Source organism: Arthrobacter jinronghuae, assembly GCF_025244825.1.
GTDB lineage: Bacteria > Actinomycetota > Actinomycetes > Actinomycetales > Micrococcaceae > Arthrobacter_B > Arthrobacter_B jinronghuae.
In genome coordinates, this window is sequence record NZ_CP104263.1 from 445365 (window position 1) to 466618 (window position 21254).

The following is a 21254-nucleotide window of genomic DNA, read 5'->3' on the forward strand; positions in this document are numbered from 1 at the left end:
ATGTCCAGCCCCCACAGCCTGCACGCCGACGCCGTTTCCGCCCTGGTGCGCGGCCTGCCCACCCCCCTTGTCCTGGAACCGATCCCGCATAACGGGGCAGGCGTACCGGCGTCGCACACCGCGACGGCGGTCACCGCATCCTTCGTGGGCACCGAATCGGCGGACCTCGCCCTGATCCTGGACAGTTCATCGCCGCTGGCCGACGTCGCCGGCACCGACTCCGCGCTCGTTTCGGCCGCGGACGTGCTGCGTCCCTCGCTCGAAGCAGCAAGTGCCACCCTGGGCGTCGGCGTGCTCGGCGAGGCCCGCACCGAGGACGCCGCCGCCCTCTTCGCCGATCCGGACAGCGTCGTCTTCGAACTGCGCTCCCCTGAGGGCACCGCCGGGTGGTTCGCCATCCGCCTGCGGGACACCCCCGGCCCCTCCGGCGGCCACGCCGACCCCTCGATCGTCGGCAAGATGGGCCGCATCAACAACATCGAGATGGCGCTGACCGTGGAAATCGGGCACACCCGCATGTCCGTCCGCGACGTCCTGAACCTCGAGCCCGGCCGGGTGGTGGAGCTGGACCGGTCCGCCGGCGCCCCCGCAGACATCCTGCTGAACGGCCGGCTCATCGCCAACGGCGAAGTTGTGGTCATCGACCAGGACTACGCCGTGCGGATCACCAAAATCCTGGACGTGGTCGAGGGGCTCAATTAGTGGAAACCCTGTTTCTGGGACTCCGTGTCCTGGTTGCACTGGGCGCCGTACTCGGACTCCTGTGGTTCCTGCAGCGCCGCTTCAGCCGCACACTCGGTTCTGCCGGCGCGAACCAACCCGCCGTGCGCGTGGTCAGCCGCCAGCCGTTGACCCCCAAGGCCTCGCTGGTCGTGGTGGAAACCGGCGGACAGCGCCTCCTGCTCGGGGTGGCCGAAGGATCGGTAAACCTGCTGCACACCACAGAGGTTCCCCCGGAATCCGAACCGGTGCCCGCAACCGGGTTCGCCGCCTCGCTGGAAGCCGCCCAGCATTCCGCCGGTTCCTTCCCGGAGGGCGGCAACGCCGCCGACCCCTCAGGACTGCCGCCGCGCCGCGCGGCGCGTGGGGCACATGCCCTTCCCTCCGCACACCCGGTGCCCGCCAAGTCGGCGCTGGCCGGATCCATCCTTGCCCCCGAAACCTGGCGCCAGGCCGGCGCGGTACTGCGCCGGGGACGCAGACTATGAGCGCCGCCGTCGACGTGCGCAGGGCGCGCCACGCGCTTACCCTGGCCGCAGCCCTGTTCTTCGCCGTGGCTGCCCTGCTCCTGCTGGGGGCTGCAGCCGGGCACGCCACCACGTTCGATCCGGCTGCGCCGGGTGCGCCCGCGGACCCCACTGCTCCCACGGAGCCGGACGACGGCGGCGGGCTGAGCATCGATATCAACGGCCAGGACGGCGGGCCCTCCACGGCGGTGACCACGCTCATCGGCATCACCCTGCTTTCGGTGGCGCCGTCGCTGCTGCTGATGCTCAGCTCCTTCACGAAAATCTTCGTGGTGCTGGCCATGACCCGCAACGCCCTGTCGCTGCCCTCGATCCCGCCCAACCAGGTCCTGGCCGGGCTGGCGCTGTTCCTCTCACTGTTCATCATGGCGCCGGTGATCAGCGAAATTAACACGATCGCCGTGCAGCCCTACCTCAACGGGGAACTCAACTTCGACGCCGCCCTGGACACCGGGACCGCGCCGCTGCAGCAGTTCATGCTTGCCCACACCCGCGAAGAGGACATCGCACTGATGACCCGCGCGGCCGGGCAGGAGAACCCCGAAAGCCCCGAGTCCGTTCCGCTGACCACCCTGATTCCGGCGTTCATGATTTCGGAGCTGCGGGCGGCGTTCATCATCGGATTCGTGATTTTCGTGCCGTTCCTCGTCATTGACCTGGTGGTGTCCGCAGCGCTGATGTCCATGGGCATGATGATGCTCCCGCCGGTAATGATCTCGCTGCCGTTCAAGATCCTGCTGTTCATCCTCGTGGACGGCTGGGGACTGATCATTACGTCCTTGGTCAACAGTTACCAGGGCGGCACCTAGTGGATACAAACGCCGTCCTGGACATCGCCATGCAGGGGCTCTGGGTTGCGGCCAAGCTTTCGGCCCCGGTGCTGATCACCGCCCTCGTGGTGGGGTTCGCCATTTCGCTGCTGCAGTCCATCACCCAGATCCAGGAAGTCACGCTTTCGTTCGTGCCCAAGGCCCTTGCCGTGGCCCTCGCCCTGCTTGTGTGCGGACACTGGATGATTTCGGAAATCGTGTCCTTCACCCACGAGATGTTCCAGAGGATCCCGTCCCTGCTCGGCGGCGGCTAGATGAACATCACCCTTGACCAGGACTGGATCGAGGCGTTCCTGCTGGCCTCGGTGCGGATGGTGGCCTTCCTCATCATTGCGCCGCCGTTCTCCTACAACGCGTTTCCGGCACGGATCAAAGCCATGCTCGGTCTCGGACTGGGTCTGGCCATCGCCCCGCAGGTAAGCGAGGGGTACAACTCCCTGAGCACCGGCGCGTTCTTCATGGCCATCGTGATGGAGCTGCTGGTGGGTGCCGTGCTGGGATTCCTGGTGATGGTGGTTTTCTCCGCCGTGCAGTCCGCCGGCAACCTGATCGATACCTTCGGCGGCTTCCAGCTGGCCCAGGCCTTCGATCCGCAGTCCATGGTCAACGGCGCCCAGTTCACGCGCATCTTCCAGATCACCGCCCTGGCGCTGCTCTTCGCTTCAGACGGGTACCAGTTGATCATCGGCGGGCTGCTGCGCAGCTTCACCGCGCTGCCGCTGACGGGGGGACTGGACCTGTCCGAACCCGCGTCCGCCCTGACCGCCGCGGTATCGCAGATGTTCCTGGCCTCGGTGCAGATTGCCGGACCGCTGCTGGTGGTCCTGTTCCTGGCCGACGCCGGGCTGGGCCTGCTCACCCGCGTGGCCCCGGCCCTGAACGCCTTCGCCCTCGGCTTCCCGCTGAAGATCCTGCTGACGCTGTCCCTGGCTTCAGTTGTCTTCCTGGCCCTGCCCCGCATCGTCTCCGGGCTGGTCTCCACCATTGAGCGCGCGCTGACGGGGGTGGGATAAATGCCGGAACAGCCCTCAGGGGAGCGGACCGAGCAGGCCACCGAAAAACGGATGAAGGAGGTCCGTTCCAAGGGCCAGCTTTCCCGCTCCGAGGACCTCACCGCCTGGGTGGGCGTAGGCACGGCCGCCCTGATGATGCCCTTGACCATCTCCCGGGGCACCGAAGCCGCCGGCGAAATCCTGGCCGGCGTCGCCACCACCATCGCCAACCCCGATCCCGAGTTCGCCCTGACCCAGATGAACGAGGGCCTGGGCACCCTTGCCTTCATCCTTGGTCCGCTGCTGGGCGTTGTTGCCGCCGTCGTCCTGATGACCGCCGCCGTCCAGGGCGGTATCCACATGAAGAAATTCAAGGGCAAGTTCGAACAGTTCAATGTGATCACCGGCGTCAAACGCGTCTTTGGCACCCAGGCCCTGTGGAACGGTGCCAAATCCCTGCTCAAGACCGCCGTAGTGGGACTGGTCCTGTACGCAGTGATCCAGCAACTGATGCCGGTGCTGATGTCCGCCGGCGGCCTGCCGATCTCCGCCGTCCTGGAAGCCGCGGGAGGCGGTACTGCGTTACTGCTGCAGGCAGCCGTCGCCGCGGGCCTGATCCTCGCCGCGGCGGACATCTTCGTGGTTATGAAGCGCAACCGGAAACGAACCCGCATGACCAAGAAGGAAGTCAAGGACGAGAACAAGAACAGCGACGGCGATCCGCTGGTCAAGTCGCAGCGCCGGTCCCGGCAGCTGGCCATGAGCCGGAACCGGATGATCGCCGCCGTGGCGGACGCCGACGTCGTCCTCGTGAACCCCACCCACGTGGCCGTCGCCCTGAAATACGAGCCGGGCAAGTCCGCGCCGCGGGTCGTGGCGAAGGGGGCGGACAACATTGCCACCCGGATCCGTGAAGAGGCCGAAAAGCAGGGCGTCCCCATGGTCTCCGACATTCCGCTGGCCCGTGCCCTGCACAGCGCCTGCGAACTGAACGCGGAAATTCCCCCGGAACTCTACAACGCCGTGGCCCGAGTCCTGGCCTTCGTTATGGCCCTGAAGCGGCGCGGCGCCGCCCGGGGCATGCACACCATGGCAGCCGCACCGCCCGAACCCGTCACCACCCCACAACACCGTAAGGCCGCGTCGTGAACCGCAACCGCAACCTCCTGAAACTCGCCGTCCCCGTCGGGGTCATCGGCATCATCCTGCTGCTGGTGGTCCCCATCCCCGCCGGGCTGCTGGACGTGCTGATCATCATCAACATCCTGCTGGCACTGGTGATCCTGCTGACCACCATGTTCGTGCGCAAGCCGCTGGACTTCTCGGTGTTCCCCTCCCTGCTCCTGGTCGCCACCCTGTTCCGGCTGGGCCTGAACGTGGCCTCCACCCGGCTGGTGCTGGGGGAGGGGTACGCCGGGCAGGTGATCGAAGCGTTCGGGCACGTAGCCGTAAGCGGTTCGCTGATCATCGGCGCGGTGATCTTCCTGATCCTGGTAGTCATCCAGTTCGTGGTGGTCACAAAGGGTGCCGAACGCGTCGCCGAAGTCGGGGCGCGGTTCACCCTGGACGCCATGCCGGGCAAGCAGATGGCCATCGACGCGGACCTCAATGCCGGTTTGATCACCGATACCCAGGCCCGGGAACGCCGGGCCGAGGTCTCCGCGGAAGCGGACTTCTACGGTGCCATGGACGGCGCGTCGAAGTTCGTCAAGGGTGACGCGATTGCCGGGCTGATCATCATCATCATCAACCTCATCGGCGGCATCGCCATCGGCATGATCCAGCGCGGCATGGCCGCCGGCGAAGCAGTGAGCACCTACAGCCTGCTGACCATCGGCGACGGACTGGTCACCCAGATCCCGGCCCTGCTGATGGCGGTCTCCACCGGCATGATTGTCACCCGGTCCAATGCCGAGGCGGACATGGGGACCACGGCCGGCGCGCAGCTGGGCCAGTCCCGGAACGCCCTGATGATTGCGGGCGGCGCGGCCATCGTGATGGCGCTGATCCCCGGCATGCCGAAACTCTATTTCATCGCCATCGGTGCCCTGCTGATTTTCATTGCGCAGAAAATCAAGACCAAGGAAGCCAGTGAACAGGCCGAGAAAGACTCCGCTCAGGCGGCGCTGGACGCGCCCGCCACCTCCGAGACCACGGAGGACCTGATTGAGCAGATGCGCGTCCATGCGCTGGAAATCCTGCTGGCCCCGGATCTGGTGGACATAGTCACCGGTGGCTCCGACGATCTCCTGGCACGGGTGCGGGCACTGCGCCGCAAGATCGCCATGGAGCTGGGCATCGTGGTGCCCCCGGTACGCACGCGCGACAGCGTCGACCTGCCGTTGTCCACCTACGTCATCCGGATCGCCGGTGTGGAAGCCGGCCGCGGGGACGCCCCTGCGGGCAAGATCCTTGCCCTGGGGGACTATCTGGACGGGCTGCCGGGCACCGCCACCGTTGAACCCGTATTCGGCCTGGCCGGCAAGTGGGTTCCGGCGGAAATGCAGCACGCGGCGGAAATGTCCGGGGCAACCGTGATCGACCGTGTGTCGGTGCTGGTCACGCACCTCTCCGCGGTCATCACCGCCAACGCCGCCCGGCTGCTCACCCGCGAAGACGTCCGGGTGCTGACCGAGGGGGTCAAGCTGGTCAACCCGTCAGCCGTCGAGGAACTGATCCCCAACGTGCTGTCCCTTGCCGAAGTGCAGCGGGTGCTCCAGGGCCTGCTCGCCGAGCAGATACCCATCAACGACCTGCCGCGGATCTACGAGTCCCTGCTGCTGCGGGCCAAGGTTTCCGCGGACCCGGAGGGGCTCATCGAGACGGCGCGGACCGCACTGGGGCCGGCGCTGGCCGCGCAGTACATCGCCGACGGCGTCCTGCGGGTGATCATGATCGATCCGGCGCTGGAGCAGTCCATGCTCGAAGCGCTGCGTCCCTCCGACCAGGGCACCCAGATCCTGCTTGACCCCGCGAGGGTCGATACCGTGCTGGCGTCGCTGAAGACTGCAGTGGCGGGCGCCGAGAACGCCGGATTCAACCCGGTGCTGGTCTGCGCGCCGGCCCTGCGCCCCGCCATCCGGCGGCTGGTGTCCGCACAGACCGGCGGCCTGCCGGTACTGTCCTACCAAGAAGCGACAGCGGGTAATGTCGGTATCGAGACCGTAGGGGTGGTGCGTGGAAGTGAGACGATTTCAGCTTGAGGGGCCGTCGCTTGACGCGCTAAAAGCCCAGGTACTGGCCGAACACGGCCCGCGGGCACGGATAATTGCGGCGGAAAAGGTAACCGTGGGCGGGATCGGCGGGTTCCTGTCCCGCCAGCATTACGAGGTGACCGTGGAGCTGCCGCCCAGCGGCCGGCGCCGGGCGCCGGTGGAACCGGACCTGCCGAGCCGCACGGACTCCGGCCGGACAGGTATTTCCGCGCTCCTTGAAGAGGCGGAGCGGGCCGAATCCAACCTGCACCCCACCATCATTCCGTCCGTTCCCGTGGACGTTGCCCCGGCCCCGGCCCCGGCTCCGCAGCCCGCTCCGTCCGTCTCCACGGGGTCCCATGCGTTCGCCGAACTGATGGAAACCCTCGCGGCAAGCACCGGCACCCCTGCACACGCTCCGGCTCCGGCCTTTGCCCCCGGCCTGCAGGAAAAGCAGCCGCCGAATGCGGGAAGCCAGGTGCCGCCCAGCCCGGTCGGCTCCGGCTGGATAAACCAGGGCGCGGAGCCGGGCCAGCGCAATGCCGTGCCGATGGCTCCTGCGCCGCTCGGCGGGGCCGGCGACCTGGTGATGGTGGTCGGCCTGGGCGACGACGCACTCGAGGTGTGCAGCTCCATGGCCGACTTCTCCGGCGCGGGTGCCGCAGCCGTCCGCGTGGCCGGTGTGCTGGAGACCGACGGCGTCGGCCGGGCAGCGGACCGGCGTGCGGTGGCAACTGCACGTGCAGCCGGTGTTATGGCCGGGCACAGCATCTTCCTTGCCTACGGGCTGGGGAGGTCCGGTACCGAAATGGGCCGGCATTCCACGCTGATCTCGGCGTTGGCGGCCGATCAGGTCTGGGTGGCGGTCGACGCCGGCCGGAAACCGGAGGACACCGCATCCTGGGTCGGGGCGGTGCGGTCCGCAGTCGTGGTGGATGCCGCCGCCGTCGAAGGCATCGACACCACCGGCACGCCGCAGTCCGTGAACGCGCTGGGTCTGCCCATCGGCTGGCTCGACGGCGAACCCTCGCCGACTCCGGTGCTCTGAGTTCCGGATCCCGGCAAACCTGCCGGGCTGAACCGTTCCCCGGCGTCGGAGGGAACGGCCCCGGCTTGGGGTAGAGTGGGCGGATGCTGGTGCTAACACGCAAGTCCGGGGAGCAGATCCTGATCGGGGATGACATCGTCATTACCGTTTTGGATTCACGCGGCGACGGCGTACGCATCGGCATCGATGCCCCCCGCGGGGTCAAGATCCAGCGCCACGAGGTGCTGCGCGCAGTGGAAGAGGCCAATGTGGCCGCCAGTGCCGCCGCCTTGCCGGATGCCGAGGACCGCATCAAGGCGCTGCTGGCAGGCAGGGCACTACCGCCGGAAGGCGACAAGCCCGCTTCCTAACCGGGTTGGCCCTACCCCGTTACCTGTTGCCCCGGTCTCTGCTGAGCCGGACGGTTCCACATCCCATCGCGCTGAGCACATTTTCCCGGCACCCCGGACAGCAGAAACCCCCGCCGTTTCTTGGGGAAAACGACGAGGGTTCCTGGTCTGTTGCCCGGGACGGCCGGGCGTATCAAGGGGCCGGCGGTTAGGCGCTGCGCTGTGCGCGTTTGGCACCCAACCCCAGGAACCGGCTGCCGGCTTTGGGGCGCCGGGCAGACGTTGCGGTGTCCCGCCGCAGGTTCGGGACGGGAGCGGGCTGGGACAGCCCGAAATACTCGGGAAGGACGCGGCGCTCGTGCGTGCTGCACCGGACACCGGGGTAACGGAAGCCGTTGATGATCCACCGGCTCCGGTCCTCCACCCAGTTCGGGATCATCCGGCGGTTGCACTCGGCGCAGAGCGGGGCAATGAAGTTATCGCGCTGGACCGGCGTGTAGCGGCGGGTGGTGAGCCCCGTCAATGCTGCGTCCATGGTTATCCCCTCGTCCCGCCGGCGTCCTGCCGGTGCGGTTTCATGTCCCGAGGATACGGCCGCGGCCAGCGGGAAACCCTAAAGTCGTCCGCAAGGAAGCCGGAATTTATGCGCAGCGTTTCCGCAACTGGACCTGCGCGGCTGCTGCCGGAGGCCTCCAGCGGCGCCCCCGGTACCTTGTGTCGTGGACAGAAAGCAGAACGCCCCCGGCACAAGGTACCGGGGGCGTTCTGGGAAAACGGAGCCTCCTGCCAGAATCGAACTGGCGACCTTCTCATTACGAGTGAGACGCTCTACCAACTGAGCTAAGGAGGCGGGCTTCAGCTGTCCGTTACCGGGCAGAATCCACAAGGAACTACTTTATACGTCCCGGGGGTGCGGGTCAAAATGGCGGTGGATGCCGGGGTGATTCGGTGAGCGGTACCAGGGTCCGGGCGGATCCGCCCGGACCCTGCGGATCAGCAGACCTTGTTCTCCTTCGGCACCGTTCCGTCCACGAAATAGTCGTCCACTGTGTCTTCGATGCACTGGCTTCCGCGCCCGTAAGCGGTATGTCCTTCCCCTTCCCATGTGACCAGTACCGCGGATTCCAGCTGTGCAGCCAGTGCCTCGGACCATTCATAAGGGGTGGCGGGATCGCCGGTGGTTCCGATCACCAGGAGGTCCGCCGCGCCGGCGGCCGTGATGGCGTGCGGTTCATTCACCGGTCCGTGCGGCCAGGCCTCGCAGGTGACCCCGCCGTAGGCGAGGTACTTGCCGATGGTGGGGGACGCCGCCTGCAGTTCCAGGGCGTCGGCGGCCATCTGCGCATCATCAGTGGTCATGGGGTAATCCAGGCAGTTGACCGCGTTGAAAGCCACGGTGGTGTTGGACCGGTATGTGCCGTCTTGGGCACGGTCGGCACTGATGTCGGCCAGACGGAGCATATAGGTCGGGTCGCCCTGCAGGGCAGTATCGAGGGCCTGCGAGAGCACCGGCCAGTTGCCGTCGTCGTAGAGCGGAAGAATGAATCCGCTGACAAAGGTGGAGATGGTGACTACCCGCCCGTCGGCCGCCGTCATCGGACTCGCCTCGACGGAGGCCAGCAGCTCCCGGATTGTAGCGATGCCCTCGTCGACGCTGCCTTCAAGCGGGCAGTTGCTGCCGGTCACGCAGTCCTCGACGTAGGCGCGGATGGCCTTTTCAAACGCGGCCGCCTGGCCGAGCGTGACTTCCTCGTTGCTGGACGCAGGGTCCAGGGCTCCGTCGAGCACCAGCCGCCCCGTCTTGTCGGGGAAGAGTTCGGCATAGGTGGCGCCGAGGTAGGTGCCGTAGGAGAAGCCCAGGTAGTTCAGCTTTTCGTCCCCGGCAATGGCCCGGAGGATGTCCATGTCCCGGGCAGCGCTGGCCGTGTCGACAAACCCAAGCAGCTCGCCGGTTTCCTCTGCGCACGCATCGGCGAATTCCTTGGCGCTCAACCGCGAGGCGGTGAGGCCTTCGGGTGTGCTCGGGTCGATGTATTCGGCGCGGGCGTCATCCATTTCCTTGTCGCTCAGGCACTTCACCGGGGTGGACCGGCCGACGCCGCGCGGGTCGAACCCGAGGATGTTGAAGTTCTCCCGCAACCGGTCACTGGTGATGTTTTCCAGCGACTGGCTGACCACGTCGTAACCGGATCCGCCCGGACCGCCCGGGTTGATCAGGATGGTGCCCTTGGCCTCCCCATCGGCGTCGGCCAGGATGGCGGACAATTCCACCGTCCCCGCGTCCGGGTCTGCATAGTTCATCGGGACCGTAATGGTGGCGCAGCGGAAGTTCACTTCGCACTCCGACCAGGTGACCGTCTGGCTGTAGAACTCCTGCAGGTCCTCGGGCACGTCGCCGATCACGTCCGCCGGTGCGGTGGTGGCGGAGTTCCCGCCGCCGGTGCCTTCGGCGCGAGGTTCGGAGTCCCCTGTGCAGGCAGTGGAAGCCGCCAGCAGCACCACCGAGGCGGCGGCGGCGGCCAGCCGCGGGAAACGACGGCGGGCAGTGGCGGTGGTCATTCTTACTCCTGAAGCGGCTGGGTACGCGGACCAGCCGGGCTGGCGGAATGCGGTGGATAACTGGACATTACAGCAGGCTCAGGGCCATTGCTTCGATGGCCAGCAGCGGCGCCACGTTTGTGGTGACCAGCCGGCGGCGCACGGTGTTGATCTCCTCCATGCGCATCAGCGTCTGTTCCGGAGAGCCATACGCCGCAAACTCGTCCAGCTCCCGGCGGAGCCCCTCGTTCACGAGGGGACCGGCACCGCCCAGCTGGATCATCAGCACGTCCCGGTAAAAGGAAAGCAGGTCCGTCAGCGCCCGGTCGAAGTAGTCGTTTTTGGACCGCTTGGCCCGGCGCACCTGGTCTTCCTCAAGGCGCTTCACCTGGCTGCGCAGCGACGGCGGCAGGGTTCCGGTGGCGGGCGCGCCCAGGGAGGCGAGCAATGCTTCCTTCTCCGCAGCGTCCCGCTGTTCAAAGGAACTGGTGGCTTCCGCTTCGGCCAGGGCCACGAGGTCCGCTGCGGCCTTCATGGCTCCGGAGACATTCCGCAGCGACAGCGGCAGCCGCACGATGCTCTCGCGGCGCTGCCGTGCGCCCTCATCGGTGGCCAGGCGCTTGGCGACGCCGATGTGGCTCTGCGCTGCCCGGGCCGCGTGCAGCGCTACATCCGGGTCGATGTTGTCCCGCCGGATCAGCAGTTCCGCTACATCCTCGACCGGCGGCAGCCGCAGCCCCACCGGACGGCACCTGGACCGGATGGTGACCAGGACATCGCCGGGGCTCGGAGCGCAGAGCAGCCAGATGGTCCGCGGCGGCGGTTCTTCAATGGCCTTGAGCAGCACGTTGGTGCTGCGCTCCTGCATCCGGTCCGCGTCCTCCACGATGATGACGCGCCAGCGGCCGGTGGACGGCTTGTCCTGGGCCTTCCGGACCAGTTCGCGGGCCTCATCAATGCTGATGGTGACCTTCTCTGTGGTGACGGAGGAAACGTCGGCGTGCGAGCCGGCCAGCACGGTCCGGCAGGCCTTGCACTCGCCGCAGCCCCGCAGCTCCGGGTCCTGCTGTTCGCAGACCAGTGCGGCCGCAAAGGCGCGGGCCGCATTGGAGCGGCCGGAACCGGGCGGGCCGGTGAACAGCCAGGCATGGTTGGGCCGGGCATCTGCGGCACCGCGACGCAGCTGGTCAACTACCGGGTCCTGCCCCTGCAGGTCATCCCACACGCTCACGGCAGCAGCTTTTCCACGCGCCGCAGGATGGTTTCGGCCAATTCGTCCACCGGACGGCCGGCGTCGAGCACCAGATACCGGCCGGGAGCTGCCTGTGCGGCCTCAAGGAACGCCAGGCGGATCTGCAGGTGGAAGGCATCCGGTTCGGACTCGAGCCGGTCCTCGGCCGCATCGCCGGCGGTCCGGCGGTCCCGGCCGCGTTCGGGCTCGACGTCGAGCAGGACGGTGAGGTCGGGTTCCAAGCCCCCGGTGGCCCACTCATTCAGTGTTCGGACGGCTTCCGTGCCCAGCTGCCGGCCGGCTCCCTGATACGCAATGGAACTGTCGACGTAGCGGTCGCAGACCACCACGGTTCCGGCGGCGAGCGCCGGTTCGATGACCTGTTGTACGTGCGCGGCACGGGAGGCAGCGAAGATCAGCGCCTCGGTGCGTGCATCGATTTCGCCGTTGCCGTGCTCAAGGACCAGTGCGCGCAGCTGTTCGCCTACGGGGGTGCCGCCGGGTTCGCGGGTGCGTAGGACCGTACGGCCGGTCTCCTGCAGTGCGGCGGCCAGCCGCTGCGCCTGGGTGGATTTCCCGGCGCCGTCTCCGCCCTCCATGGCAATGAACAGGCCGCGGGTTTCGGGGAGATTAGAATTGCTCACCCGCCTAGCCTACCTAGTCCGGCTGGGAGGCCGGTGCTGCGGACGAGCGGTCACGGGCGCCGTTCGCCGGCATCGGCCGGCGGGGACGTCCGGCGGTCTAGGCTGGTCCTTATGAGCCACATCCCGCCGCATGGGCACGCCGTTTCCCCCGATACCCTCGTTGTCTCCGCGGGCCGCCCTCCCCGCGAGCATGATGCCCCGGTGAATCCGCCCATCGTGCTGTCCTCCACCTATTTCGGCACAGGTACTCCCGTGCAGGGGGAGCGCGGCTACGGCCGCTACTCCAACCCCACCTGGGATCCCTTCGAACAGGCGCTGGCCGAGCTCGAAGGAGCTGACCTTCCCGCATTGGTCTTCGGCTCCGGGCTGGCATCCGTGATGGCCGCCCTGTCCCTGGTTCCCGCCGGCGGAGTGGTGGTGATGCCGCGGCACAGCTACCAGGGGTCCTTGCTGCTGGCCGCGGAGGAGGCAGCGAACGGCCGGTTTTCCGTGCGCACCGTGGACATTGCCGAAACCCAGGACGTCATAGCGCAGCTCGACGGCGCCTCGCTGCTCTGGGTGGAGAGCCCCACCAATCCCATGCTGGAGGTGGCGGACATCGCGGCGCTGGCCGACGCCGCACACGCCGCCGGTGCGCTGGTGGTTGCGGACAACACCTTCTCCACGCCGCTGGTGACGCGGCCCCTGGAACTGGGTGCCGACGTCGTCGTTCACTCGGTGACGAAATACCTGGCCGGGCATTCCGACGTCGTCCTGGGCGCGGCCGTGACATCCGACCCCGAACTGCGGGACCGGCTGCTGCGATACCGCTCGCTGCACGGGGCGGTGGCCGGTCCGTTCGAAGTGTGGCTGGCCCTGCGCGGGCTGCGCACCCTGGCCCTGCGGGTTGAGCGCTCGCAGGCCACCGCCGGGGAACTTGCCCGCCGGCTGCAGGAGCTCCCGCAGGTGGAGCATGTGCGTTATCCGGGCCTGCCCGAGGACCCGGGGCACCGCCGTGCCGCATCGCAGATGAAGGGATTCGGATCGATTCTGTGCATCGAGGTTGCCGGCGGAGCCGCTGCGGCGGAGAAGGTTACCGAGGCCGTGGAACTGTGGCTGCCGGCCACCTCGCTTGGCGGTGTGGAGTCGCTGATCGAACGACGGCGCCGCCAGCCCGGGGAGCCGCACACCGTTCCGGAGGGGCTGCTGCGGCTTTCCGTCGGAATCGAGAATGTTGAAGACCTCTGGAGGGACCTAGAGCAGGCACTTACACGGTAGGCTAGCGCTGTGGCCCTAATGATGATCATTCAGTACTACCTCTACCTCGCGCTCGGCATCGTGGCGCTGGGCATTGAGCTGTGGGCACTTCTGGACTGCGCCCGCCGCAAGCCCGCCGATTTTGAGCGTGCCTACAAGCGGACCAAGGGATTCTGGCTGGCCCTCACCGGGGGAGCCACCGCCGTCGGCGTGCTCTCTGTGCTGGGGTCGTCGCTGGGCCTGCTTCTGTTCCAGCTGGCCGCCGTGATTGCCGCCTGCGTGTACCTGGCGGATGTGAAGCCTGCCATCGGCAGCTCCCGCGGCCGCGGCAACAGCAACCAAGGCCCGTACGGCCCCTGGTAACCACCGGGTAAACCGGAGATTTTCAGTCCGCCCCGGACCGCCCTTCCCAGGGCCGTCCGGGGCGGATTCCGTTAACCGGGCGTTCGGCTAAGCCGTTCCGGCTGCGGGGGTGTGAGCGCTGCGGGGCTGTGAGGCTGCGAGGCTACGAGGGGCGGACGGCGTCCCAGGCCACGGTGATTTCGCCCAGTCGCCAGCGGGACGGCCCGGTGAGCAGCGGCACTCCGCCGGCCTTTAGTGCGCTGCACATTGCCAGCCAACGGTGCCGGTTGCCGTAGGAGGCCATCGGTGCGGCTTCCTCCCACGCGCGGTCCATGGCCTGGAGGAAAGCGTGCACCCGCTCTCCGGGAACATTGCGGTGGATCAGCGCTTTGGGCAGACGTTCGGCGACATCGGACGGGCGCTCGAACGCACCGAACCGCAGGGAAATGCTCAGCGAAACCGGACCCGAGGCGTCCAGTTCCACCCAGGTGGCACGCCGGCCGATTTCGTCGCAGGTGCCGTCCACGAAAATCCCTCCCGGTGCCAGCCGCGAGCAGACCATTTCCCAATGCTGGGCGTAGTCCTCTTCCGCATATTGGCGCAGGACGTTGAAGGCACGGACCATCACCGGGCGGCGTCCGTCCACGGGCAGTTCGAAGCCGCCCTGCCGGAAGCTCAGCCCCTTTCGTTCCAGCGGTTTGGCTGCGAGGACGCGGGCCGGGTCAATTTCAATTCCCATGACTTCCACGTCCTCCCGCACTCGTCCGAGGCGGCCGTGGAGTTCGACGGCGGTGGTGGGTGCGGCGCCGTAGCCCAGATCCACGATCAAGGGATCGGCGGCCTGCCGCAGACGCCACCGCGCAGGCCCTGCCAGCCAGCGGTCCACCCGTCGGAGCCGGTTGGGGTTTGTAGTGCCCCTGGTCACAGTTCCTACGGGTTTTAGCGGTTTTTGCACCACACAATGCTAGCGGGCGCAAGGGGATGCCCCTGACCGCAGGACACCCGGAAACTGTCGGGTGCCGATTCAGCATGGCTGCCGGGAACCCGGAAACCCGGGAAGCGAGCCGGGGCGGGAAGGAGTCGGGAGCGGGGGCGAGTCGCCGCTTGCGGACAGAGGATCCCACAGATTGGTGCGGATGTGGCGAAAGGGGTCCAGAAACAGCATCACCACCCGGTGGGGTCCCGTGCAGGCCACCCGCACGATTTACCGGGCGGGCCTAATCTACTGAGCAGGTAACGGGCTTATGGCCGCCTGATACCCCCGTTATCTGCTCAGTAGATTCCGGGCCCCCGCCCATCTGTCCGGTCAAAGTGCCGTGGCCCTCCCTGCCCGGTACGCACTCCGATACCATGCTTATATGACCTACAAACTGATCCTTCTGCGCCACGGGCAGAGTGAATGGAATGAAAAGAACCTCTTCACGGGCTGGGTGGACGTGGATCTGACGGACCTAGGACGTGAGGAAGCCCTCCGCGGCGGGCAGCTGCTGGTTGAGAACAACATTCTCCCGGACATCCTCTACACCTCCCGGCTCCAGCGGGCCATCAACACGGCGAACCTGGCGCTGGGCGCGGCCGACCGCATCTGGATCGACGTCAAGCGCAGCTGGCGCCTGAACGAGCGGCACTACGGTGCGCTGCAGGGCAAGGACAAAGCCCAGACCCTGGCCGAATACGGCGAGGAACAGTTCATGCTCTGGCGCCGTTCCTACGACACCCCGCCGCCGCCCCTGCCGGATGACAGCGACTTCTCCCAGGCCCACGATCCCCGTTACGCGGATCTGGCCTCCGACGAACTGCCGCGCACCGAGTGCCTCAAGGACGTCCTGGAGCGGTTCCTGCCGTATTGGGAATCGGACATCTCCAAGGACATCCGTACCGGCAAGACGGTGATGATCGCCGCGCACGGCAACTCCCTGCGTGCGCTGGTTAAGCACCTGGACGGAATCAGCGACGCCGATATTGCAGCCGTGAATATCCCCACCGGCATCCCGCTGGTGTACGAACTCGATGAGGACCTCAAGCCGGTCAAGGCCGGCGGTACCTACCTCGATCCCGAGGCCGCCGCCGCCTCCATCAAGGCCGTGGCGAACCAGGGCAAAAAGAAGTAGCACCTGCGCCGCGGGCATCAGCCCCGGTCAATAGAAAGGGCGGTCCCGCACGGGACCGCCCTTTCTATGCTCCAGGCCTTGTCGGCCCCTGAGTTCCGGCCGCTACACGCCTGACTCGGACAGGGGGTGCCATTCACCGGTAACGAGGTAGTTGACCTTGCGGGTGACGGAAACGCCGTGATCCGCAAAGCGCTCGAAGTAGCGGCTGGCGAGGGTCAGGTCCACCGTGCTGACCGCGGGGACGTTCCAGTCCGGGGAGGCAATGGACTTGAAGACCCCGGCGTGCAGTTCATTGATCCGGCTGTTGGCGTCGTAGATGTCTTTGCTCATCTCCAGGTTGCGCGTCTCCAGCAGCTCTGTCAGCTGTTCGGAGATTCGGAGGTCCAGCTGCGCCATCTCGCGGAAGGTCTCCACCATGTTGTCCGGCACCACGTTGGCCGGGTACCGCAGGCGTGCGAGCTGCGCTATGTGCCGGGCCAGATCCCCCATGCGTTCCAGCGAGGCGCTCATGCGCAGCGATCCCACGATCATGCGCAGGTCGCTGGCCACCGGGCCCTGGAGGGCGAGAACGTCAATGGCACGCTCATCCAGGTCATTCTGCAGGAAATCGATCCGCGCGTCGGCAGCGATGACATCCTGCGCGAGTTCGATATCGGCGCCTTCAAAGGCGAGCGTGGCTTTGCGCATCGCCTCCGTTACCAGCTGGGATATCTGGGTCAGTTCTTCACCGATTTGATGAAGCTCGGCCTGGAAAACCTTGCGCACTGAAGGGTCCTCTCAAAAGCGGGTGGATCGTATGGGGTCTGCGGGATTGGTGCGGCCCGGCACCTCCTGCGCCTACGGCCGCTCCTGCAGGATGCCAGCCGGGGATGAACCACACTGGCCCCTTAGATGAACGTTAGTTTAACTAATGGGCCAAAGCCACCGGCTTTCCTTCCCGGCGGCAGGGTCCGGCCTAAGCTAAGAGAGTGAATCCTGTACTGCTGGCCCTGCTGGCCGGCCTCCTCGGCCTGGCTGTCGGTGCCTTCGGTGTCCTCGCGTACGGCGCCAGCCAGCGCCAGCGGCGGGAGTTGGCCGAGATCTCCGAGCCGACGGTCCCCGAGGGCGCTGCCGAGGTACTCGGCGTCATCGGGCGCGCCTACATTGTTGCCGATGCCATTGACGGCGTTGTCCGGGCAAGTCCCGGTGCCTACGCGTTCGGCCTGGTACGCGGGCATACGATCGTCAACGACCGGTTGCTGGACCTGTGCGCCCGGGTACGCCGCGACGGCGTCATCGAGGAAGCCCGGCTGGAGCTTCCCCGGGGGCCGCTCGGCGAAGGGTCGCTCATTCTGCAGGTCCGGGTGGCGACAGTGGGGGAGGAGTACGTGCTGATCCTGGCCGACGACCGCACGGAGATCACCCGAACCGAGGAGGTCCGCCACGACTTCGTTGCGAATGTTTCCCACGAACTCAAGACACCGGTGGGCGCCATCTCGCTGCTCTCCGAAGCGCTGGATGACGCCGCAGGTGACGAAGAAGCGGTCCGCCGGTTCGCCAAACGGATGCACCGGGAATCCGCCCGCCTCACCGCACTGGTGCAGGACATCATCGAACTGTCCCGGCTGCAGAGCACTGACATCGTGGACCGCGCCAAGCCAGTGGACGTGAACCGGATTCTCGAGGACGCCGTCGAAGCCAACCGGCTGAACGCCGAGAGCAAGAACATAGAGGTACTCCTGGGTGGCAGGTCGGATGCTGCGGTCTACGGCGACGCCCCCATGCTGACCACCGCTTTCCGGAACCTGATCGACAATGCCATCCGCTATTCACCCGAGGGCAGCAGGGTGGGGATCGGGTTGCAGTCCCGCAACGGCATGGCCCAGGTCGCGGTGACGGACCAGGGTCCCGGTATTGCTCCCGAGGAACAGGAACGGGTGTTTGAGCGGTTCTACCGGATCGATTCCGCCCGTTCGAGGCACACGGGGGGAACCGGCCTGGGGTTGAGCATCGTCAAGCACGTGGTTGCCAACCACGGCGGCGAGGTGGACCTCTGGTCACGCCCCGGGCACGGATCCACCTTCACCGTGCGGCTGCCCGAAATGGACGCCGCAGATATCCGCGAATCTAAACAGGGAGCTACCGCTTGACCCGGATTCTGATTGTCGAAGATGAGGAGTCCTTCAGCGATCCACTCTCCTACCTGCTGGGGCGGGAGGGATTCGACGTTGACGTCGTGGACAACGGAGCCGACGCCGTCGCCGCCTTTGAACAGTCGGGCGCGGACCTGATCCTGCTGGACCTGATGCTGCCCGGGCTCTCCGGCACGGAGGTCTGCCGCCGGATCCGCCAACGTTCGGATGTTCCGGTCATCATGCTGACCGCCCGCGATGCGGAAATCGACAAGGTGGTCGGCCTCGAGATCGGCGCCGATGACTACGTCACTAAGCCGTATTCCTCGCGCGAGCTGCTGGCACGGGTGCGAGCGGTGCTGCGGCGCCGGGGGGAGGGTGCAGGAACCGACTTCGCCGGTGCTGCGCTGGAAGCAGGGCCGGTGCGCATGGACGTTGACCGGCACGTGGTACAGGTCAACGGCACCAGCGTGCCCTTCCCGCTGAAGGAGTTCGAGCTGCTGGAGCTGCTCCTTCGGAACTCCGGCCGGGTCCTGACCCGCGGGCAACTGATCGAACGTGTCTGGGGAGCGGACTACGTGGGTGACACCAAGACCCTTGACGTCCACGTCAAACGGCTGCGGGCGAAAATCGAGGCCGATTCCTCCGCCCCCAGGCACCTGGTGACCGTACGCGGACTGGGCTACAAGTTCGAGGCCTGATCCGGGGACGGATATGCGAAAGGGCCGGCGCTGCAGCGCCGGCCCTTTCGGGATCGGTAATGCGGTCTGGCTAGTGACCCTCGCCGGTGGTCGCGGCCTCGGTGGTTTCAACCGGGCGAGGAGTGTACTCGGACCCTGTCGGCAGGTACGGACGGTAATCTTCCTGGTCACCGTTGACCACCGGAATGTTCAGCTCCGTGGTTTCGTCGTTGAGGACCAGCTCGGCGTCGATGCCGGTGCCGGGCTCCTCCCGGACTTCAGCGACAGTGACGTTTTCCTCGGCCTCGTCCTCGAAGACGACCTTGCCACCGGCAGGCAGGGTCCAGGACAGCGGTGTGCCGCCAAAGTCCAGGGAGAACCGCTGTGCCTGGTCGGAGTCGTTGACCACGGTGCCGAGCAGCCGGCCGGGTTCCCCGAAGCCGTTGCTGACCACGAGGATGTTGCGCAGCTGCAGGTCGGCAACGTTCTCCGCGATGCCGTCCGACGGCGAGTACTCAATGGTGGTTGCCTGCTCGTTCACAGCGCTGCAGCCGGCCGTTCCCAGCATGGCAAGCGCGATGACACCGGCCGCAGCGGTGCGCCGGACCCGGTTCTTGGGTGTGAATCTCACAGCACAAACTCCTGAAGTATTGCGGTCTAGCGACCGGAGGCTATCTTTGCTGCCTAGCCTATCGGCAAATCGGCGAAAAACTGGATTCTTAGGCGGGCGGGGACGGCGCTGCCCGCGCGCTGGAGATGCTCGTGAAGTACCCGTGAAAGGCGGAATACTACCTATACCGGAGCCCATGCAGTACCTGACCTGCGAAAACTCTACTCGGCGTGTCGCATCTCTGATAAACTGAGCCCCGGGAAAGGGGAAAGACCACATGGTTTTTGAGGTTGGCGAAACAGTTGTTTATCCTCACCACGGTGCCGCGAAGATCGAAGAGATCAAGATGCGAACCATCAAGGGCGAAGAGAAAATGTATCTCAAGCTTAAGGTGGCCCAGGGTGATCTGACCATAGAAGTACCGGCTGAGAACGTCGACCTCGTTGGGGTGCGCGATGTAGTGGGCAAGGAAGGCCTGGAGCACGTCTTTGACGTCCTGCGCGCCGAGCTCACTGAAGAGCCCACTAACTGGTCGCGCCGCTACAAGGCAAACCTGGAAAAGCTCGCGTCGGGCGACGTCGTCAAGGTTGCGGAAGTTGTCCGCGATCTCTGGCGCCGCGACCATGACCGCGGGCTGTCCGCCGGCGAAAAGCGAATGCTCGCCAAGGCACGCCAGATCCTGATTTCGGAACTGGCACTTGCTGAAAAGACGGATGAAGACCAGGCAGCAGCCGTGCTCGACGAGGTTCTCGCGAGCTAGGCAGCCCAGCCAATGTCATCGATTGCCGGTCCTTCGGGGCCGGCAATCGATGTTTAAGCGCCCGCCTGCTGGCATTAGGGTGGAACGGTGTCCACTACCCCTTCCCGCCCGCCGCGGATCGGCGTCGTCGTCGTAGCCGGAGGATCCGGCCAGCGCCTCGGCTACGGCATGCCCAAGGCCCAGGTCCCGCTTGCCGGGGAACCCATGCTCGTCCACGCGCTCCGTGCCGTCCAGGCCGCCGATATCGCCGCAGCCATTGCCGTTGCCGTGCCGGCAGGCGACACCCTGATGCGCAGCATCTGTGACCGGTTCCCGGCCACTGTCTCCGCCGTCGACGGCGGAGCCACCCGGCCCGAATCCGTGCGGGCTGCGCTGCGGGCGCTGCCGGCAGACCTGGACGCGGTGCTGGTCCACGATGCAGCCCGCGCGCTGACACCGCCGGAGGTGTTCCACCGCGTGGCAGCAGCGCTGGCCGCAGGCGCCTCGGCGGTCATTCCTGCCATACCGGTGGTGGATACCGTCAAGGACACCGCACCCGTGAGGGAGTCCGCCGAGTCCGCCGTCGCCGCACGCCTGGTCACCGGGACGCCCGATCGTTCCCGGCTGCGCGCCGTGCAGACGCCGCAGGGCTTCGACGCTGCCCTGCTCCGCCGGGCACACGAGGCCGCCCTCTCCTTCGACAAGGACACGGCAGCGGCCGTCACCGACGACGCCATGCTCGTGGAATCCCTGGGGACCGAGGTCTACGTGGTCGAAGGTTCACAGCTGTCCCTGAAAATCACCACCCCGCTGGACCTGGTGCTCGCGGAAGCGATCCTGGCCGGCGGGAACCACCGCCAGGAGGACTGACATGGCCCTGCCACGCACCGGAATCGGCGTCGATGTGCACGCCTTCGCGCCCGACGACGCGCCGCGGCCGCTCTGGGTAGCCGGCCTTCACTGGGAAGGTGAGCGGGGCCTGGCCGGGCACTCCGACGGCGACCCGGTGTCCCATGCCGCCGCAGACGCACTGTTCTCGGCTGCCGGGCTGGGGGATCTGGGTACCCACTTCGGCACCGACCGGCCGGAATACGCCGGTGCCGCCGGGACGGTACTCCTCGGCGAAGCTGCCCGCATTGTGCGGGCCGCAGGGTTCGAAATCGGCAACATCGCCGTGCAGCTGATCGGCAACCGGCCCAAGTTCAGTCCCCGCCGGGCAGAGGCTGAAGCGGTCCTGAGCGCCGCCGCCGGCGCACCGGTCAGCGTTTCCGCCACCACCACCGACCACCTGGGCTTCACCGGCCGGGGTGAGGGGATCGCAGCGGTCGCCACCGCCGTCGTCGCCGCCGGGGCGTCCGCTGACTGAGGGCAC

General features: G+C 66.8%; 24 protein-coding genes and 1 tRNA gene. 17 read left to right on the top strand and 8 right to left on the bottom strand.

The genetic code is table 11. The features are described 5' to 3' along the window. The 9 genes from fliN to csrA all read left to right on the top strand — a co-directional run bounded on the left by fliN (position 1) and on the right by csrA (position 7661). Positions 1–702: a flagellar motor switch protein FliN gene (gene fliN / locus N2K98_RS02195; protein WP_255798867.1), complete on the top strand. Its 702-nt coding sequence runs from the start codon at positions 1–3 to the stop codon at positions 700–702. Further along, positions 702–1208: a flagellar biosynthetic protein FliO gene (gene fliO / locus N2K98_RS02200; RefSeq protein WP_255866282.1), complete on the top strand. Its 507-nt coding sequence runs from the start codon at positions 702–704 to the stop codon at positions 1206–1208. The genes fliN and fliO overlap by 1 nt, the downstream gene beginning before the upstream one ends. Next, a complete protein-coding gene (gene fliP, locus N2K98_RS02205; RefSeq protein ID WP_255798869.1) occupies positions 1205–2056 on the top strand; it encodes a flagellar type III secretion system pore protein FliP in 852 nt (283 codons plus the stop codon). Before fliO ends, fliP begins: the two co-directional genes overlap by 4 nt. Then, positions 2056–2331, top strand: a complete 276-nt coding sequence (gene fliQ / locus N2K98_RS02210; RefSeq protein ID WP_227923818.1) for a flagellar biosynthesis protein FliQ — start codon at positions 2056–2058, stop codon at positions 2329–2331. The genes fliP and fliQ overlap by 1 nt, the downstream gene beginning before the upstream one ends. Then, a complete protein-coding gene (locus N2K98_RS02215) occupies positions 2332–3090 on the top strand; it encodes a flagellar biosynthetic protein FliR (RefSeq protein ID WP_255798870.1) in 759 nt (252 codons plus the stop codon). Continuing rightward, positions 3091–4218, top strand: a complete 1128-nt coding sequence (locus N2K98_RS02220) for an EscU/YscU/HrcU family type III secretion system export apparatus switch protein (protein WP_255866281.1) — start codon at positions 3091–3093, stop codon at positions 4216–4218. It begins immediately after the preceding gene. Continuing rightward, positions 4215–6272 (top strand): flagellar biosynthesis protein FlhA, encoded by a 2058-nt coding sequence (locus N2K98_RS02225; RefSeq protein WP_255866280.1) that lies wholly within the window; start codon positions 4215–4217, stop codon positions 6270–6272. The genes N2K98_RS02220 and N2K98_RS02225 overlap by 4 nt, the downstream gene beginning before the upstream one ends. Then, complete coding sequence (locus N2K98_RS02230; protein WP_255798873.1) at positions 6253–7311, top strand: hypothetical protein; 1059 nt, start codon at positions 6253–6255, stop codon at positions 7309–7311. The genes N2K98_RS02225 and N2K98_RS02230 overlap by 20 nt, the downstream gene beginning before the upstream one ends. Before the next feature lie 83 nt (positions 7312–7394). Further along, positions 7395–7661 carry a carbon storage regulator CsrA gene (gene csrA / locus N2K98_RS02235; RefSeq protein ID WP_255798874.1) on the top strand — a complete coding sequence of 89 codons (267 nt, stop codon included), beginning with the start codon at positions 7395–7397 and terminating at the stop codon, positions 7659–7661. A 187-nt stretch (positions 7662–7848) separates the two neighbouring features. On the opposite strand, the gene N2K98_RS02240 is transcribed toward csrA, so the two are convergent. The 5 genes from N2K98_RS02240 to tmk form a co-directional block, all read right to left on the bottom strand. Continuing rightward, entirely contained in the window at positions 7849–8175 is a 327-nt protein-coding gene (locus N2K98_RS02240) for a hypothetical protein (protein WP_255866279.1), read from the bottom strand. A 242-nt stretch (positions 8176–8417) separates the two neighbouring features. Next, positions 8418–8490 (bottom strand) — tRNA-Thr (locus tag N2K98_RS02245). 143 nt (positions 8491–8633) lie between these two features. Next, entirely contained in the window at positions 8634–10199 is a 1566-nt protein-coding gene (locus N2K98_RS02250; protein ID WP_255866278.1) for an alpha/beta hydrolase, read from the bottom strand. A gap of 67 nt (positions 10200–10266) precedes the next feature. Further along, entirely contained in the window at positions 10267–11409 is a 1143-nt protein-coding gene (locus tag N2K98_RS02255) for a DNA polymerase III subunit delta' (protein WP_255866277.1), read from the bottom strand. Next, positions 11406–12008: a dTMP kinase gene (gene tmk, locus N2K98_RS02260; protein ID WP_255866315.1), complete on the bottom strand. Its 603-nt coding sequence runs from the start codon at positions 12006–12008 to the stop codon at positions 11406–11408. The genes N2K98_RS02255 and tmk overlap by 4 nt, the downstream gene beginning before the upstream one ends. Before the next feature lie 156 nt (positions 12009–12164). Between tmk and N2K98_RS02265 the strand changes: the two genes are divergently transcribed. Further along, positions 12165–13310 (top strand): trans-sulfuration enzyme family protein, encoded by a 1146-nt coding sequence (locus N2K98_RS02265; protein ID WP_255866276.1) that lies wholly within the window; start codon positions 12165–12167, stop codon positions 13308–13310. A gap of 18 nt (positions 13311–13328) precedes the next feature. Beyond that, positions 13329–13652 carry a DUF2516 family protein gene (locus tag N2K98_RS02270; RefSeq protein WP_255798894.1) on the top strand — a complete coding sequence of 108 codons (324 nt, stop codon included), beginning with the start codon at positions 13329–13331 and terminating at the stop codon, positions 13650–13652. A 142-nt stretch (positions 13653–13794) separates the two neighbouring features. On the opposite strand, the gene N2K98_RS02275 is transcribed toward N2K98_RS02270, so the two are convergent. Further along, positions 13795–14556, bottom strand: coding sequence for a class I SAM-dependent methyltransferase (locus N2K98_RS02275; protein ID WP_255798879.1), 762 nt, complete (start codon positions 14554–14556; stop codon positions 13795–13797). Between the two features lie 433 nt (positions 14557–14989). On the opposite strand from N2K98_RS02275, the gene N2K98_RS02280 reads away from it, so the two are divergent. Further along, positions 14990–15742 carry a phosphoglyceromutase gene (locus N2K98_RS02280; protein ID WP_255798880.1) on the top strand — a complete coding sequence of 251 codons (753 nt, stop codon included), beginning with the start codon at positions 14990–14992 and terminating at the stop codon, positions 15740–15742. Between the two features lie 102 nt (positions 15743–15844). Here the strand turns inward: N2K98_RS02280 and phoU are convergent, their stop codons facing one another. Next, complete coding sequence (gene phoU / locus N2K98_RS02285; protein WP_230026007.1) at positions 15845–16507, bottom strand: phosphate signaling complex protein PhoU; 663 nt, start codon at positions 16505–16507, stop codon at positions 15845–15847. Between the two features lie 203 nt (positions 16508–16710). Here phoU and N2K98_RS02290 point away from each other — a divergent pair, with 203 nt between their 5' ends. Then, positions 16711–17871 carry a sensor histidine kinase gene (locus tag N2K98_RS02290; RefSeq protein ID WP_255798881.1) on the top strand — a complete coding sequence of 387 codons (1161 nt, stop codon included), beginning with the start codon at positions 16711–16713 and terminating at the stop codon, positions 17869–17871. Further along, the gene (locus N2K98_RS02295) at positions 17868–18554 is read left to right on the top strand and encodes a response regulator transcription factor (protein WP_255866275.1); all 687 of its coding nucleotides are present in this window, start codon (positions 17868–17870) and stop codon (positions 18552–18554) included. Before N2K98_RS02290 ends, N2K98_RS02295 begins: the two co-directional genes overlap by 4 nt. 70 nt (positions 18555–18624) lie before the next feature. Here the strand turns inward: N2K98_RS02295 and N2K98_RS02300 are convergent, their stop codons facing one another. Then, positions 18625–19164, bottom strand: a complete 540-nt coding sequence (locus N2K98_RS02300) for an NUDIX hydrolase (protein WP_255798883.1) — start codon at positions 19162–19164, stop codon at positions 18625–18627. A gap of 256 nt (positions 19165–19420) precedes the next feature. Between N2K98_RS02300 and N2K98_RS02305 the strand changes: the two genes are divergently transcribed. The 3 genes from N2K98_RS02305 to ispF all read left to right on the top strand — a co-directional run bounded on the left by N2K98_RS02305 (position 19421) and on the right by ispF (position 21248). Beyond that, positions 19421–19903 carry a CarD family transcriptional regulator gene (locus tag N2K98_RS02305; protein WP_066300159.1) on the top strand — a complete coding sequence of 161 codons (483 nt, stop codon included), beginning with the start codon at positions 19421–19423 and terminating at the stop codon, positions 19901–19903. Positions 19904–19990: 87 nt separating this feature from the next. Then, the gene (ispD, locus tag N2K98_RS02310) at positions 19991–20752 is read left to right on the top strand and encodes a 2-C-methyl-D-erythritol 4-phosphate cytidylyltransferase (RefSeq protein ID WP_255866274.1); all 762 of its coding nucleotides are present in this window, start codon (positions 19991–19993) and stop codon (positions 20750–20752) included. 1 nt (position 20753) lies between these two features. Beyond that, positions 20754–21248 (top strand): 2-C-methyl-D-erythritol 2,4-cyclodiphosphate synthase, encoded by a 495-nt coding sequence (ispF, locus tag N2K98_RS02315; RefSeq protein WP_255866273.1) that lies wholly within the window; start codon positions 20754–20756, stop codon positions 21246–21248. Positions 21249–21254 lie beyond the last annotated feature (6 nt).